Origin of the sequence: Allofranklinella schreckenbergeri, from assembly GCF_003703475.1 — a bacterium.
Taxonomy (GTDB): domain Bacteria; phylum Pseudomonadota; class Gammaproteobacteria; order Burkholderiales; family Burkholderiaceae_C; genus Lampropedia; species Lampropedia schreckenbergeri.
This window is the reverse complement of record NZ_RDQM01000006.1, coordinates 157,842-173,324: the sequence shown is the minus strand read 5'-3', so window position 1 is coordinate 173,324 and position 15,483 is coordinate 157,842. Positions and strand designations below refer to the sequence as shown.

Annotated in this window: 10 protein-coding genes; all 10 read right to left on the bottom strand. The window is 60.9% G+C overall.

Annotation, left to right across the window (positions count from 1 at the left end; genetic code table 11):
- Positions 1-223 precede the first annotated feature (223 nt).
- Positions 224-397: a hypothetical protein gene (locus EBQ26_RS12920; protein ID WP_238944189.1), complete on the bottom strand. Its 174-nt coding sequence runs from the start codon at positions 395-397 to the stop codon at positions 224-226.
- Positions 398-481: 84 nt separating this feature from the next.
- Complete coding sequence (rpoC, locus tag EBQ26_RS06350; RefSeq protein WP_122238168.1) at positions 482-4,711, bottom strand: DNA-directed RNA polymerase subunit beta'; 4,230 nt, start codon at positions 4,709-4,711, stop codon at positions 482-484.
- A 21-nt stretch (positions 4,712-4,732) separates the two neighbouring features.
- Positions 4,733-8,851, bottom strand: a complete 4,119-nt coding sequence (gene rpoB, locus EBQ26_RS06345) for a DNA-directed RNA polymerase subunit beta (protein ID WP_122238167.1) — start codon at positions 8,849-8,851, stop codon at positions 4,733-4,735.
- Positions 8,852-9,304: 453 nt separating this feature from the next.
- Positions 9,305-9,682 (bottom strand): 50S ribosomal protein L7/L12, encoded by a 378-nt coding sequence (rplL, locus tag EBQ26_RS06340; protein WP_122238166.1) that lies wholly within the window; start codon positions 9,680-9,682, stop codon positions 9,305-9,307.
- Between the two features lie 67 nt (positions 9,683-9,749).
- The gene (rplJ, locus tag EBQ26_RS06335) at positions 9,750-10,250 is read right to left on the bottom strand and encodes a 50S ribosomal protein L10 (protein ID WP_122238165.1); all 501 of its coding nucleotides are present in this window, start codon (positions 10,248-10,250) and stop codon (positions 9,750-9,752) included.
- Positions 10,251-10,569: 319 nt separating this feature from the next.
- The gene (gene rplA / locus EBQ26_RS06330) at positions 10,570-11,265 is read right to left on the bottom strand and encodes a 50S ribosomal protein L1 (protein WP_122238164.1); all 696 of its coding nucleotides are present in this window, start codon (positions 11,263-11,265) and stop codon (positions 10,570-10,572) included.
- 1 nt (position 11,266) lies between these two features.
- Positions 11,267-11,698, bottom strand: coding sequence for a 50S ribosomal protein L11 (gene rplK / locus EBQ26_RS06325; RefSeq protein ID WP_122238163.1), 432 nt, complete (start codon positions 11,696-11,698; stop codon positions 11,267-11,269).
- A gap of 193 nt (positions 11,699-11,891) precedes the next feature.
- Positions 11,892-13,046 (bottom strand): outer membrane protein assembly factor BamB, encoded by a 1,155-nt coding sequence (gene bamB / locus EBQ26_RS06320; RefSeq protein ID WP_122238162.1) that lies wholly within the window; start codon positions 13,044-13,046, stop codon positions 11,892-11,894.
- A gap of 63 nt (positions 13,047-13,109) precedes the next feature.
- Complete coding sequence (locus EBQ26_RS06315) at positions 13,110-13,766, bottom strand: YfgM family protein (RefSeq protein ID WP_122238161.1); 657 nt, start codon at positions 13,764-13,766, stop codon at positions 13,110-13,112.
- 87 nt (positions 13,767-13,853) lie between these two features.
- Positions 13,854-15,131, bottom strand: coding sequence for a histidine--tRNA ligase (gene hisS / locus EBQ26_RS06310; protein ID WP_122238212.1), 1,278 nt, complete (start codon positions 15,129-15,131; stop codon positions 13,854-13,856).
- Between the last annotated feature and the right edge of the window lie 352 nt (positions 15,132-15,483).

Genomic DNA, 15,483 nt, shown 5'->3' with positions numbered 1-15,483 from the left:
CGAAAAAGTCCACAAGAGGGCCAGGAAATTCTTGCAACTTCAGAAGACTCGGTGCGCTCGCTCAGGCATCCCACCCCGCCCGCCTCGGTGACAGCGTTGTTGTGATCGCAGAAGTATCGCTTGACCAGTGGGCGCACTGTGCCGGGTTGCGGGGAGTTGTCTTTTGACAGGCATCAGCACTGGACGCTGCGCGGCGCAGCGGCCATCAACACCGCGTTGATGGCTATATTTCAAAGTAGATGATGCGCACGCCGCCGCTTTTGCGCTTGCCGCCAGCAGCCCAGCGCACTTTGCGCATGCCGCCCGTGCCCACCAGCAAATCGGCAGCCAGCGGTTTTGGGCCATCCAGGCGTGGACATGACAACGCCCGCGAAAAGCGGGCGTGGTTGGTATGCATGCAGCGCGGCATACAGCAGGAGATACCGCAACACTGCACCAAGCCCCTTGCGCAATGCGGCTGCGCAGGGGCTTGGTGTCGCGATCAAGACTCGTCGGGGCTGCTGCTGCCTTCTTCGTCGGCGGCGGACTCGTCGGCGCTGTTTTGTTCAGCGGCGGCTTCCTGCTCGGCGATAGCGCGGCGCTCGGCTTCGTCCATGGCGTCCTTGGCCTTGCGCGCCTGGTGGTAGGCCAGGCCAGTACCGGCAGGGATCAGGCGGCCGACGATAACGTTTTCCTTCAGGCCACGCAGCTCGTCGCGCTTGCCCATGATGGCCGCCTCGGTCAGCACGCGTGTGGTTTCCTGGAAGGACGCGGCGGAGATGAACGAGTCGGTGGACAGCGACGCCTTGGTGATACCCAGCAGCAAGTTGGTGTAGGTCGCAGGGATCTTGCCCTCTTTTTGCAACGCCTCGTTGGTGTTGAGGATTTCGCTGCGCTCGACCTGCTCGCCCTGGATGTAGCTGGACTCGCCCGGGTTCTCGACCACCACGCGGCGCAGCATCTGGCGCACGATGACCTCGATGTGCTTGTCGTTGATCTTCACGCCTTGCAAGCGGTACACGTCCTGGATTTCATCGACGATGTAGCGGGAAAGCTCCTCAATGCCCAGCAAGCGCAGGATGTCCTGCGGATCGGCCGGGCCATCGACGATCAGCTCGCCCTTGTTGACCACCTGGCCTTCGTGCACCAGCAGGTTTTTCTCTTTGGGGATCAGCTCCTCCCAAACGCCGCCTTCCGGATCGGTGATTTGCAGGCGGATCTTGCCTTTGGTTTCCTTGCCGAAGGAGACGGTGCCGGTGATTTCCGCCAACGTGCCCTTGTCCTTGGGCGTGCGCGCCTCGAACAGCTCGGCCACGCGCGGCAAACCGCCGGTAATGTCGCGGGTTTTCTGGCCTTCGATGGGGATACGCGCCAGCACCTCGCCGGGGCCGACTTCCTGGCCGTCGCGCACCTGAATCAGCGCGCCGATCTGGAAGCCAATCGCCACAGCATGATCGGTGCCGGGGATCTTGACCTCGCTGCCTTGCGCGTCGATGAGCTTGACCAACGGACGCACCACCTTGGTGGAGCCGCGACGTTTGGGGTCGATCACCACCAAGGTCGCCAGGCCCGTGACATCGTCCACCTGCTTGGCAACCGTCAGGCCTTCTTCGACGTTCTCGAACTTCACCTGACCGGCGTACTCGGTGATGATGGGGCGCGTGAGCGGATCCCAGTTGGCCAGGATGGTACCGGCCTTGATCTGCTGGTCAGGCTTGACGGTCAACGTCGCGCCGTAAGGCACTTTGTGGCGCTCGCGCTCGCGGCCGAATTCGTCGGCAACGATGATTTCACCCGAGCGTGCGATGACCACCAAATCGCCTTTGGAGTTGGTGACATAACGCATGGCGCTGTTAAAGCCAATGATCCCGTTGGACTTGGCCTCGACGTTGGAGGCAATGGCTGCGCGGTTCACCGCACCACCGATGTGGAAGGTACGCATGGTCAACTGCGTGCCCGGCTCACCGATGGACTGGGCAGCGATCACGCCCACGGCTTCGCCGAGGTTGATCAGGCCGCCACGGCCCAAATCGCGGCCATAGCACTTGGCGCACAGGCCAAAGCGGGTGTCGCAGGTCAGCGCCGTGCGTACCTTGACTTCGTCCACGCCTGCGGCTTCCAGGTCGTCGAGCAAGTCTTCATCCAGCAGCGCGCCAGCAGCGGCCAGCACTTCGCGGGTTTCAGGGTGCAGCACATCTTCCGCAGCGGTGCGACCCAATACGCGGTCGCGCAGCGATTCGATCACTTCACCGCCTTCCACGATGGCGCGCATGTAGGTGCCGTTGGTGGTGCCGCAATCCTCCTCAGTAATCACCAAGTCCTGCGTCACGTCCACCAGGCGGCGCGTGAGGTAACCGGAGTTGGCGGTCTTGAGCGCCGTATCGGCCAGACCTTTACGCGCACCGTGCGTGGAAATGAAGTACTGCAACACGTTCAGCCCTTCGCGGAAGTTCGCGGTAATGGGCGTCTCGATGATGGAGCCGTCGGGCTTGGCCATCAGGCCGCGCATGCCAGCGAGCTGACGGATCTGCGCGGCCGAGCCGCGCGCGCCGGAGTCGGCCATCATGTAAATGGCGTTGAAGGACTCCTGCTCGACTTCCTTGCCGTAGCGGTCGATGGTCTTTTCCTTGGCCAACTGCTGCATCATGACCTTGGAGACTTCGTCACCGGCCTTGCCCCAGATGTCCACCACCTTGTTGTAGCGCTCGCCTGCGGTCACCAAACCGGAGGTGTATTGCTGCTCGATCTCTTTGACTTCGGCCTCGGCGCGGCTGACGATGCTGTGCTTTTGCGGCGGCACCAGCATGTCCTCAATGGCGATGGAGATACCCGCATGGGTAGCCAGACGAAAGCCGTTTTGCAGCAGCTTGTCTGCAAACACCACCGTCTCTTTCAAGCCGCATTTGCGGAAGGCCGCGTTGATGAGCTTGGAGATTTCCTTTTTCTTCAGCGCCTTGTTGATGACATCAAAAGGCAGGCCACGAGGCAGGATTTCCGACAACAGGGCGCGGCCCACGGTGGTTTCGCGCACCTTGGTGTTGGCTTCGAGCTCGCCGGTGGCCTTGTTTTTGACCCACTCGGTCAGGCGCACGTTGACGCGGCTGTTGAGCTCCACCACGCCCGCATCCAGCGCGCGCTGCACTTCGTCCACGCCGGTGAAGACCATGCCTTCGCCCTTGCCGTTGATCTTCTCGCGGGTGGCGTGGTACAGGCCCAGCACCACGTCCTGCGAGGGCACGATGGAGGGCTCGCCCGAGGCCGGGAACAGCACGTTGTTGGAGGCGAGCATGAGCACGCGCGCTTCCATCTGCGCTTCCACCGACAGCGGCACGTGCACAGCCATCTGGTCGCCGTCGAAGTCGGCGTTGAAGGCCGCACACACCAGCGGGTGCAATTGAATGGCCTTACCTTCGATCAGGATGGGCTCGAAGGCCTGGATGCCCAGGCGGTGCAGCGTGGGGGCGCGGTTGAGCATCACGGGATGCTCGCGGATGACTTCTTCCAGGATGTCCCACACCACGGGCGTGCCGTTTTCCACTTCTTTTTTGGCGGCCTTGATGGTGGTGGCGATGCCGCGTTGCTCCAGTTGGGCAAAGATGAAGGGCTTGAACAGCTCCAATGCCATCAGCTTGGGCAGGCCGCACTGGTGCAGCTTGAGCGTGGGGCCGACGGTAATCACCGAGCGGCCGGAGTAGTCCACGCGCTTGCCCAGCAGGTTTTGGCGGAAGCGACCGCCCTTGCCCTTGATCATGTCGGCCAGGGACTTGAGCGCGCGCTTGTTGGCGCCCGTCATGGCCTTGCCACGGCGGCCGTTGTCCAGCAGGCTGTCCACGGCTTCTTGCAACATGCGCTTTTCGTTGCGCGCGATGATCTCTGGCGCCTTGAGTTCCAGCAGGCGGCGCAGGCGGTTGTTGCGGTTGATGACGCGGCGGTACAAGTCGTTGAGGTCGGAGGTGGCAAAGCGCCCGCCATCGAGCGGCACCAGCGGGCGCAGGTCGGGCGGCAGCACCGGCAGCACATCCATCACCATCCAGCTCGGCTTGATGCCGGACTTGCGGAACGACTCCAGCACTTTCAGGCGCTTGGAGTTTTTCTTGATCTTGACCTCGGAGCCGGTCATGTCGCCGCGCAGGCGCTCGATTTCGGCTTCGATATCGATGCCTTCGAGCAGCTCCTTGATGCCTTCGGCGCCCATGCGGGCTTCGAACTCATCGCCGTACTCCTCGCGCTTGGCGTCGTATTCGTCCTCGCTCATGATGCTGAACTTCTTCAGCGGCGTCATGCCCGGCTCGGTCACGACGTAGGCCTCGAAGTACAGCACGCGCTCGATGTCGCGCAGCGTCATGTCCAGCACCAGGCCCAGGCGCGAAGGCAGGGACTTGAGGAACCAGATGTGCGCGCAGGGCGCGGCCAGGTCAATGTGGCCCATGCGCTCGCGGCGCACTTTGGTTTGGGTGACTTCCACGCCGCACTTCTCGCACACCACGCCACGGTATTTCAGGCGTTTGTACTTGCCGCACAAGCACTCGTAGTCCTTGATGGGGCCGAAAATTTTGGCGCAGAAGAGACCGTCGCGCTCGGGCTTGAAGGTACGGTAGTTGATGGTCTCGGGTTTTTTCACTTCACCGAAAGACCAGGCGCGGATTTTTTCAGGCGAGGCCAAGCCCACCTTGATGACGTCGAAATGGTCGTCCGGCGTGAATTGCTTGAACAGGTCGAGTAAGGATTGCATGGTGTGAACTCCTTTGGCTCATCAGTTGCGTTCGAGCTCGATGTCGAGGCCCAGCGAACGGATTTCCTTGACCAGCACGTTGAAGGATTCGGGCATGCCCGCCTCAATGGCGTGCTCGCCCTTGACGATGGACTCATAGACCTTGGTGCGGCCGGTCACGTCGTCAGACTTGACGGTGAGCATTTCCTGCAGCACGTAGGAGGCGCCGTAGGCTTCCAGCGCCCAGACTTCCATCTCCCCGAAACGCTGGCCACCGAACTGCGCCTTGCCGCCCAGCGGCTGCTGCGTGACCAGCGAGTACGGGCCGGTGGAGCGCGCGTGCATCTTGTCGTCCACCAAGTGATGCAGCTTCAAGAAGTGCATGTAGCCGATGGTGGTCGGGCGCTCGAAGCGCTCGCCTGTGCGGCCATCGTACAGATAGGCCTGGGTGCGCGTTTCGGTCAAGCCTTTGGCCTTGGCAACCTCATCCGGGTAGGCCAGTTGCAGCATGTTCTGGATGTCTTGCTCATCGGCGCCATCGAACACCGGCGTGGCGAACGGCACGCCGCGTTGCAGGTTGCGCGCCATGTCGATGATTTGCTCATCGCTCAGGCTATCCAGGTCTTCCTTCTGGCCAGCCTGGTTGTAAACCTTGGCCAGGAAGGCGCGGATTTCCTTGATTTGCTTGCCTTTTTCGATTTCCAGTAAGGCGGCAATGCGCTCGCCCAAGCCCTTGGCGGCCCAGCCCAAATGCACCTCCAGCACCTGGCCCACGTTCATGCGCGAGGGCACGCCCAGCGGGTTGAGCACGATGTCAGCGGTCGTGCCATCGGCCAGGTAAGGCATGTCTTCAATCGGCGTGATTTTGGACACCACACCTTTGTTTCCGTGGCGACCGGCCATCTTGTCACCCGGTTGCAGGCGGCGCTTGACGGCCAGGTACACCTTGACCATTTTGAGCACGCCCGGCGGCAGCTCATCGCCTTGCGTGAGCTTGCGGCGTTTTTCTTCAAACGAGAGATCGAAGCTGTGGCGCGTGGCTTCGATGGCGTTTTTCATGCTTTCAAGCTGCGCGGCTACAGCCTCATCGGCTGGGCGGATGTCGAACCAATGGTGTTTGTCCACCGAATCCAGATACGCCGCCTCGATCTTGCTGCCCTTGGCCAGCTTTTGCGGGCCGCCGTTGGCCACCTTACCCAGCAGCAGCTTGCGCACGCGGTCGAAAGCATCGGCTTCCACAATGCGCAACTGGTCGTTCAGGTCCAGGCGGTAGCGCTTGAGTTCGTCCTCAATGATTTGCTGAGCGCGCTTGTCACGCTCAATGCCTTCGCGGGTGAACACCTGCACGTCGATCACCGTGCCGCTGGAGCCTTGGTCCACACGCAGCGAGGTGTCCTTCACGTCGCTGGCCTTCTCGCCGAAGATAGCGCGCAGCAGCTTTTCTTCCGGCGTCAGGGTAGTTTCGCCCTTGGGCGTGACCTTGCCCACCAGCACGTCGCCAGGTTGCACTTCCGCACCCACATAGATGATGCCGGAGTCGTCCAGACGGCTCAGTTGCTGCTCGGAGAGGTTGGGAATATCGCGCGTGATTTCCTCGGCACCCAGCTTGGTGTCGCGCGCCATCACCACCAATTCTTCAATATGGATGGAGGTGTAGCGGTCGTCGGCCACAACGCGCTCGGACAGCATCACCGAGTCCTCGAAGTTGTAGCCGTTCCAGGGCATAAAGGCGATCAGCATGTTCTGCCCCAAGGCCAGCTCGCCCAGGTCGGTAGAGCCGCCATCGGCAATCACATCCCCCTTGGTCAGCTTGTCGCCCTTCTTGACGATGGGGCGCTGGTGGATGTTGGTGTTCTGGTTGCTGCGCTGGTACTTGATGAGGTTGTAGATGTCCACCCCCACTTCGCCGGCGATGGCCTCGTCGTCGTTGGCGCGGATCACGATGCGTGTGGCATCGACGTAATCGACCACGCCGCCGCGCTTGGCGGTGACTACGGTGCCCGAGTCCACGGCCGAGACGCGCTCGATGCCCGTGCCCACGAAGGGCTTTTCCGGGCGCAGCACAGGCACGGCTTGGCGCTGCATGTTGGCGCCCATCAATGCGCGGTTGGCGTCGTCGTGCTCCAGGAAGGGCACGAGCGAGGCCGCCACGGAGACGATCTGCGCAGGGGAAACGTCCATGTACTGCACGCGGCTGGGGTTGACCAGGATGGATTCGCCCTTCTCGCGCGCCGACACCAAATCGCCAGTCAGATTGCCGTCCTTGTCCAGCTCGGCGTTGGCCTGGGCGATGATGTAGTCACCTTCCTGAATGGCCGAGAGGTAATCGATTTCATCAGTGACCTTGCCATCGACCACGCGGCGGTACGGCGTTTCGATAAAGCCGTATTCGTTCAGGCGCGCATACAACGCCAGCGAGTTGATCAGACCGATGTTCGGGCCTTCAGGCGTTTCGATCGGGCAGACGCGGCCGTAGTGCGTGACGTGCACGTCGCGCACCTCGAAGCCGGCGCGCTCGCGCGTCAGACCGCCCGGGCCCAGGGCCGAGACGCGGCGCTTGTGCGTGATCTCCGACAGCGGGTTGGTCTGGTCCATGAACTGCGAGAGCTGCGAAGCGCCGAAGAACTCCTTGAGCGCAGCCGAAATCGGCTTGGAGTTGATCAAATCGTGCGGCATCAGCGGCTCCTGCTCAGCCGTGCCTAGGCGCTCCTTGACGGCTTTCTCGATACGCGCCAGGCCGGTGCGGTACTGGTTTTCGGCCAGCTCGCCCACGCCGCGCACGCGGCGGTTGCCCAGGTGGTCGATATCGTCCACCTGACCTTTGCCGTTGCGCAAGTCCACCAAAATTTTCACAACCGCCAAAATGTCCTCGTTGGACAGCACCATCGCACCTTTGGGGTCGGGGTTGCCAATCTTGGCGTTGAACTTCATGCGCCCCACGCGCGAGAGGTCGTAGGTGTCCGGATTGAAGAACAGGCGATAGAACAAAGCCTGCACCGCTTCTTCGGTAGGCGGCTCACCGGGGCGCATCATGCGGTAAATGGCGATGCGGGCGGCTGTTTCATCCGTCGTTTCATCAATGCGCAGCGTCTGGGAGATATACGCACCCCGATCCAGCTCATTGGTGTAGATACAGGCAATTTGCTTGATGCCCGCCGTGCGGAGTTTTTTCAGCAACGCCTCGGTCAATTCCTCATTGACGCGGGCCAGCACCTCGCCCGTATCGCCATCGATCACGTTCTTGGCCAGCACACGGCCAATCAAAAAGTCCTCCGGCACCGCCAAATCCTTGAGGCCAGCTTGCTCTATCTCGCGGATGTTGCGCGCCGTCACCCGTTTGTCTTTGGCGACGATGACTTTGCCCGATTTGTCCGTGATATCGAACCGCGCCACATCGCCCTTGAGACGTTCGGGCACCAGCTCCATGCGCGCGCCGCTGTCCATCAAGGTGAAGTTGTCGTTGTCAAAGAAGTTCGCCAGGATCGCCTCGGGCGTCAGGCCAATCGCCTTGAGCAGAATCGTCACCGGCATCTTGCGGCGACGGTCAACGCGGAAGTACAGCAAATCCTTGGGGTCGAACTCGAAATCCAGCCAGGAGCCACGGTAAGGAATCACGCGCGCCGAAAACAGCAGCTTGCCCGAGCTGTGGGTCTTGCCCTTGTCGTGCTCGAAAAACACGCCCGGGCTGCGGTGCAACTGGCTGACGATGACGCGCTCGGTGCCGTTGATGATGAACGAGCCTTTGTCGGTCATCAGCGGCACTTCGCCCATGTAGACCTCTTGCTCTTTCACTTCCTTGACCACCTTGTTTTGCGAGGTGGAGGCGTCACGGTCGTAAATGATGAGCTGCAGGCGCGCGCGCACGGCCGAGGCGTAAGTCAAGCCCCGGGTCTGGCATTCGCGCACATCGAAAGCCGGTTTGGCCAAGTTGTATTCAATGAACTTCATCTCCACAAAGCCGTTGTGGGAGACGATCGGGAAAGCCGAGTTGAATGCCGCCTGCAAGCCCTCGTCCAAGCGTTTCTTGGGGGGCACGTCCGCTTGCAGGAATGCCGTGTAGGCATCCTTTTGCATTTGCAGCAAATAGGGGATGGGCAAAACACTTTCGCGGCGGCCAAAGCTCTTGCGGATGCGCTTGCGTTCGGTATAGGAATAAGCCATGAGATCTCCGGTCTGAAGGGCTGGGTTTCAGGGGATTCTTCGACGGTGCACTTGCCAGCGCCCAGGATAGGGGCTTGAAGTCTTGGCGGTTGGCCACTACCAACCATGGCAGACGGCGGTGCGTTGCACACCACCCGACCAAGGTGCTTTGCTGTGTCGCGGATTCAGAAAGCACACAAAAACAGGCTTGGCGCATCAACGACCAAAAACGCTTTTGTCTGCACTCTGACGCAGGCCGGCGGCCAGCTTGCCACCCACACGCAAATAAAATTTTAAATCAAAAGAAAATAAACACCTTACCCATCAAGCCAAAATCAGTCAATTTATTATCCTATTGATATGAAAAATAAAACATCCTCCCCCTTGACGGCAAGCTTTCAATTTCCATAGGCGTGAAAACAACAAGAGCCAGGGGCTCGCAATCGAACCCCTGGCTTATGCAAGCGCCTCAAATTACTTGAGTTCAGCCTTGGCGCCAGCTTCTTCCAGCTTCTTGAGAGCGGCTTCAGCGTCAGCCTTGGGCAGAGCTTCCTTGACCGTCTTGGGAGCGCCGTCAACCAGCTCTTTGGCTTCCTTGAGGCCCAGGCCAGTGATTTCACGCACAGCCTTAATCACGGCCACTTTGTTGCTGCCAGCATCCTTGAGTTCCACGTTGAACTCGGTCTTCTCTTCGGCAGCAGCAGCGCCGCCAGCAGCGCCACCAGCAGCAGGAGCGGCCATGGCGGCAGCGCTCACGCCGAATTTCTCTTCAATCGCCTTGACCAGATCGTTCAGTTCCAGAACGGTCATGCTGTCCAGGGCGGTCAGGAATGCGTCTTTATCGAATGCCATTTTGTTGATCCTTTAATGGGAAATAGGGAGTTTCGGATTGGTTCGTTTCGAGCAATAGCCCCGCGCATCATGCAGCGGCCGCCTCGCCCTTTTTCTCGGCCAAAGCGGCCAGCACGCGAGCCGTGCGGGAGACTGGCGATTGCAACAAGCCCAACAGCTGCGACAGCAACACTTCTTTGCTGGGGATGCTGGCCAGCTCCTTGACGCCATTGGCATCAAGCGCTTTGCCGTCGTAAACACCGCCACGGATGACCAGCTTGTCATTGGTTTTCGCAAAGTCGGCCACCACTTTCGCGGCAGCGATAGCATCTTCCGAGAAACCATAGATCAGCGGGCCTGTGAGCTGATCCGCCACCACTTCGAACGCACTGCCAGCCACTGCGCGACGTGCAAGCGTGTTCTTCAACACGCTCAAATTCACGTTTTGCGCACGGGCCTTGACGCGAAGCTGGGTCAGATCAGCCACCGTGACACCACGGTATTCCGCCACTACCAGCGTCTGGCTTTTGGCGGCGAGGTCGGCCACTTGCGCAACGACCGCCTCTTTTTCACTGCGATTCAGACTCAAGGTCCTTCTCCTTTCAATGCAGCCAAGCGAAGCCCCAAAAGAACTTCACCCACTGCGCCGGTTTCAGCGACCACAACTGCCAGAGAACAGGCCCGCAATGCGGCAAAACCGCATCCGCTGCACCATTTCCACCAGTGGGCACACCATCTGCGCTGGCCCATTTACCACCCCACAAAGGTGGCTCAAAAGCTTAAACAGGCAACCCTGCACCAGCGGTCTTCGATGACCTACCACCCCAAAAAAAAACAGAGGGATGACAGCCCACCAAACCAAAGCACCCCTAAGCAAAAACCAAGGCGCGCTTTGGATTTTTTTCACATCAGGCCGCGATGCTTTGCGTTTCCACACGCACACCCACACCCATGGTGGACGACACAGCAACCTTGCGCAGGTACAAGCCCTTCGCGCCAGCAGGCTTAGCCTTATTGAGCGCCTCAATCAGAGCCTGCAAGTTTTCCTGCAACTTAGCATCTTCAAACGAACGACGACCAATCGTGCCGTGGATGATGCCAGCCTTGTCAACACGGAATTGAACCTGACCGGCCTTGGCATTCTTCACAGCCGTCGCCACATCAGGCGTCACCGTACCCACCTTGGGGTTAGGCATCAAACCACGCGGACCGAGAATTTGACCCAAAGCACCTACCACGCGCATCGCATCAGGAGCCGCAATCACAACGTCGTAAGGGATGTTGCCAGTCTTGAACTCAGCCGCCAGCTCATCCATACCCACCACGTCAGCACCAGCCGCCTTAGCTTCTTCCGCTTTGGCGCCTTGGGCGAACACCGCCACACGCGCCGTCTTGCCGGTACCGTTAGGCAACACGACCGCGCCACGCACCACCTGGTCGGACTTCTTGGCATCCACACCCAGTTGCACAGCCACATCGATGGATTCATCGAACTTGGCCGTAGCGCACTCTTTGACCAGAGCAATCGCCTCAGCCCAAGGGTAGAGCTTGCCGCTATCAACCTTGCCTTGCAGGGCTTTTTGTTTCTTAGTCAGCTTGGCCATTTCACACCCCTTCCACAGTCACACCCATCGAGCGCGCAGAACCCGCAATGGTGCGCACCGCCGCATCCAAATCAGCCGCACTAAGGTCGGCCATCTTGGTTTTGGCAATTTCTTCCAACTGCGCACGGGTGATCTTGCCCACCTTTTGCTTGTTGGGGTTGGCAGAACCCTTATCCAGCTTGATCGCCTTCTTGATCAACGTAGCCGCAGGAGGCGTCTTGATGATGAAGGTAAAGCTCTTGTCCGCGTAAGCCGTAATCACCACAGGCAACGGCAAACCAGGCTCCATGCCTTGCGTTTGCGCATTGAACGCCTTGGTGAACTCCATGATGTTCAGGCCACGCTGACCAAGCGCAGGACCAATAGGAGGCGAAGGATTGGCCTTGCCTGCGGGCACTTGCAGCTTAATGAAGCCGACGATTTTCTTTGCCATTTAAAAAACTCCAATCTGGGTACAAACGCCGCTCTGCAACTTCGACAATAGCCCAAGCCGCTAGACCAGCTCCCCCTCAGGTTAAAAATGCCCGGCATCGGGCAAACCGCGCATTGTAATGACGCCGGTTTTTTTGCACAAGAGGCTACTGCAATAATTTGGGGCAAGCCGGGCGTTTTGCATGCCCTCCGAATCAAGGCAACACACCCTCTCCCAAGCGCAAGCCCTGTACCGAGCCATCCTCCGCAATAACCACCAATGTTTGACCGACCAACAGCGGCGCGCGCAAGGCCGACTTACCCACCTGCCATCGGGTCAGCTCGCTGCCGTCCTCGCGATCGAGCAGATGCAGTAAGCCCGTAGAGTCGCCCACAGCCACTGCGCGCCCCAAGCCCAGTGGCGCAGAAAGTTGGCGATGCCTCAAGCGGTCAGAAAGCCATTTTTGCTTGCCATCCACACGATCCCACGCCTGCAATCGGCCGGAAACATCTACGCCGTAGATGGCATCCACATCCCCTCCAACGCCTTGCGCGCCGTTGTGGCGTTGCGTCCACAACGTGGCTCCGCTGACGGCATCCACACAGCCAATCGCCGTTTGAAACGCTTGCACGCAAAGGCCGCCACCTTGACGGCTAAAAGGCGCCAGCACATCAACCAAGCGCTCAATATCATTGATGCCACGCGGCACCGCCACGGGAGTCTCCCAACGCAACGAGCCGGTATCGGGATTGACACCCATGACCCGCCCAGAAAACCCGGTCACCAGGGTATCGCCCACCGCCGTGAGCAGCAGCGCCTGGCGCAGCGCCAGCGCCTCGCCCTCCGCACCCGGGCGATCCCAAATGGGAGCGCCGCCTTCGGCATCAAAAGCGTACAGCGCACGATCAGCCGCCAGCACAAATACGCGCCCACCTGCCACCAGCGGCGGCGTGAACGAACGGCCTGGCAAAGCACGGCGCCAGATGACTTGCCCATCGCGCAGTGCGACCACATCGTTTTGCGCAGTCACAACGGCAAAGACACGCCCATCGCCGCCCACGCCGGCCACCAAAGATTCGCCCAGTTTGGCCTGCCAGAGCACGGCGCCTGTCTCGGCGTCCAGGCTCGTCACCGCGCCCGTAGCTGTCGCCACAGTCAGCGCATTACCGTTCACTTGCGGCCGCAACTGCACATCACCCAATTTGCCGATCTGCGCCGTCCAGGCTGGACTCAACGCCACGCGTGATGCGCTGGGCGCCAGCACTTGCGGCTTCGGCGCTTTATTGCCGGAGAGCAAGGAGCAGGCCACCAACTGGCTGGCTACCACGGCCAACAACAGCGCCTTGCAGGATTTAGCGATACGCATCATTTCTCCCGTTCACATCCGAAGACCACGGCAGCGCTGCACGCGCCGCCATCCATGCCCCACGCATCAACCCGCTTTGGCCGGGTTCTGTCCCAAAGCATTGAGCTTGGCTTCCACCACGCTGCGATAGGGCGTGAAAGCATCCAGACCCGCAAACGCCGCCTGGTAAGCGGCGATAGCCTCCTGCGTCTTGCCCTGTTCTTGCAGGATGTCGCCACGACGGTCATCACGCAAAGCGCGGTATTCGTAGGGGAAGTTGTAACCATCCAACGCCGCCAACGCCGCATCCCATTGTTTCTGCTGCATGTGCACGGCAGCCTTGCGCAACACGGCCAGCGCTTTAAAGCCTTCATCCTGGCTGTTGCGCTGCACCCAGTCGAGCACCTTTTCCGCCGCAGGCCAATCCTGCTGATCCACCCAATATTTACCTGCCAGCAATGAGGCCTGGCTGGCCTGCGCCGTACTCGGGAAGCTCGATTGCAGCACTTCCAGACTCTGCGCCAATGCGCCGCTTTGGTTTTGCTGCGTCGCCAAGGCCACTTGATCGAACAGCTCGGCGGCTTTGCCAGCTTGCTGTGTTTTCCAATAATTCCAACCGTTGTAAGCCGCTACGGCCAAGACGATCGCCAAAGCCACGGAGGAAATCAGCGTCCCCCAGCGATTCCAGAAGTGCTTGATCAGCGCGATTTGTTCCTGTTCTTGCAGGTCGTAGTTAGAAGCCATACACAGTGAAATAGGGTCAATCAGTCAAGAGCGTCGCAAGCAGTCTCACACTTGGGTGGCGCTCGCTAGCGCGCGTGGTACGCCCACTCAAGGCGAAACCAGTGATTGTATGCGGGCCGCCAAGGCGCCAATATCCGCCAGGGGCAGACACTGCTGCTCGCCGCCTCGCAAAGGTTTGAGCGCCACCTCGCCGCGCGCCAATTCATCCGCCCCGAACACCAGGGCACAGGCAGCACCGCTGGCGTCGGCCTTTTTGAATTGGCTCTTGAAGCTGCCCATGCCCTGGGCCGAATCGGCGCTGGCGTGCATTTGCACGGCCACGCCAGCGGCGCGCAATTGGGCCAGCACGGCCATGACTTGCGGCAGGCTGGCCACATCGGGCACCACGGCGTAGGCGTCGGGCACGGCCTCGGGCGGGGCCACGCCCTCTTCCTTAAGCAGCTCCAGCACGCGCTCCACGCCCAGCGCCCAGCCCACGGCCGGGGCGGGCTTGCCGCCGATTTGCTCGATCAAATAGTCGTAACGGCCGCCGCCGCAGATGGTGCCCTGCGCGCCCAGCGATTCGGTGATGAACTCGAACACCGTCAGGTTGTAGTAGTCCAGCCCGCGCACCAGGCGCGGGTTGATGCGCCAGGGCACGCCGTTGGCGTCCAGAATGGCCTGCACAGCCTTGAAGTGCGCCAGCGAGGCTTCGCCCAGGTAGTCCATGAGCTTGGGCGCGCCTTCGGCCAGCGCCTGCATGGCGGGGTTCTTGGTGTCCAGAATGCGCAGCGGGTTGCTGTGCAGGCGGCGGCGCGCGTCTTCGTCGAGTTGCTCGGCGTGCTGCTCGAAGTAGGCGATCAGCGCGGCGCGGTGCGCGCGGCGCTCTTCGGGCTGGCCCAGGCTGTTGAGCTCCAGCCGCCAGTTGCGGATGCCCAGTTCGCGCCACAGCGCCACGGCCAGCAGGATGAGCTCGGCATCGACCTCCGGCCCGCCAAAGCCCAGCGCCTCGGCGCCGATCTGGTGGAACTGCCGGTAGCGGCCGCGCTGCGGGCGCTCGCGCCGGAACATGGGGCCCATGTAGTACAGGCGCTTGCCGCCGTCGTAGAGCAGGTTGTGCTCCACCGTGGCGCGCACCAGGCCGGCCGTGCCCTCGGGGCGCAGCGCCAGGTGCTCGGCGCGGCCGTGTTGGTCGGCGCGGTCCTCGAAGGCGTACATCTCTTTTTCGACGATGTCCGTCACCTCACCGATGCCGCGCACGAACAGCGCCGTGTGCTCCATGATGGGCAGGCGCACGTTGCGGTAGGCGTGGCCCGCCATGACGCGGCGCACCGCGTCCTCCAGCCACTGCCAGCGGCTGGATTCGGGCGGCAGGATGTCGTTCATGCCGCGCACGGCGCGCAGCGCTTGGCTCGCAGCCTTTTCGGCTTTTACGGGAAGATTGGATTGGGTCACGGTGCTCAAAAACAGCGTTCAAAAGGGACAAAAGCAAACGGCGGCACGACCAGTGCTATTACAAAAGTCGCTAAGCAGGGCGCTCGCCCGACGGTGGAGGCGGTCTGCAAGGCGTAAAGCGCGGCCAATAGCCTGTGCCATTGACCGCGCCTTGTAACGCAGCGAACGCCCGACCCTGGAAATGAGGGCGGCGCGAGGATTTTGATAACAGGCCCGCAACACTCGCAGCGGCCAGCGCACAAAAATCAGTGCGCTATGTTACCAAGCCCATCCCTAGCCGCTG

Excerpts from the sequence above, each read along its gene's own strand:
- EBQ26_RS06315 (WP_122238161.1), bottom strand. The coding sequence starts at position 13,766 with ATGGCTTCTAACTACGACCTGCAAGAACAGGAACAAATCGCGCTGATC.
- rplL (WP_122238166.1), bottom strand. The coding sequence starts at position 9,682 with ATGGCATTCGATAAAGACGCATTCCTGACCGCCCTGGACAGCATGACC.
- rpoB (WP_122238167.1), bottom strand. The coding sequence starts at position 8,851 with ATGGCTTATTCCTATACCGAACGCAAGCGCATCCGCAAGAGCTTTGGC.
- EBQ26_RS12920 (WP_238944189.1), bottom strand. The coding sequence starts at position 397 with ATGCATACCAACCACGCCCGCTTTTCGCGGGCGTTGTCATGTCCACGC.
- rplK (WP_122238163.1), bottom strand. The coding sequence starts at position 11,698 with ATGGCAAAGAAAATCGTCGGCTTCATTAAGCTGCAAGTGCCCGCAGGC.
- bamB (WP_122238162.1), bottom strand. The coding sequence starts at position 13,046 with ATGATGCGTATCGCTAAATCCTGCAAGGCGCTGTTGTTGGCCGTGGTA.
- rpoC (WP_122238168.1), bottom strand. The coding sequence starts at position 4,711 with ATGCAATCCTTACTCGACCTGTTCAAGCAATTCACGCCGGACGACCAT.
- rplA (WP_122238164.1), bottom strand. The coding sequence starts at position 11,265 with ATGGCCAAGCTGACTAAGAAACAAAAAGCCCTGCAAGGCAAGGTTGAT.
- hisS (WP_122238212.1), bottom strand. The coding sequence starts at position 15,131 with ATGAACGACATCCTGCCGCCCGAATCCAGCCGCTGGCAGTGGCTGGAG.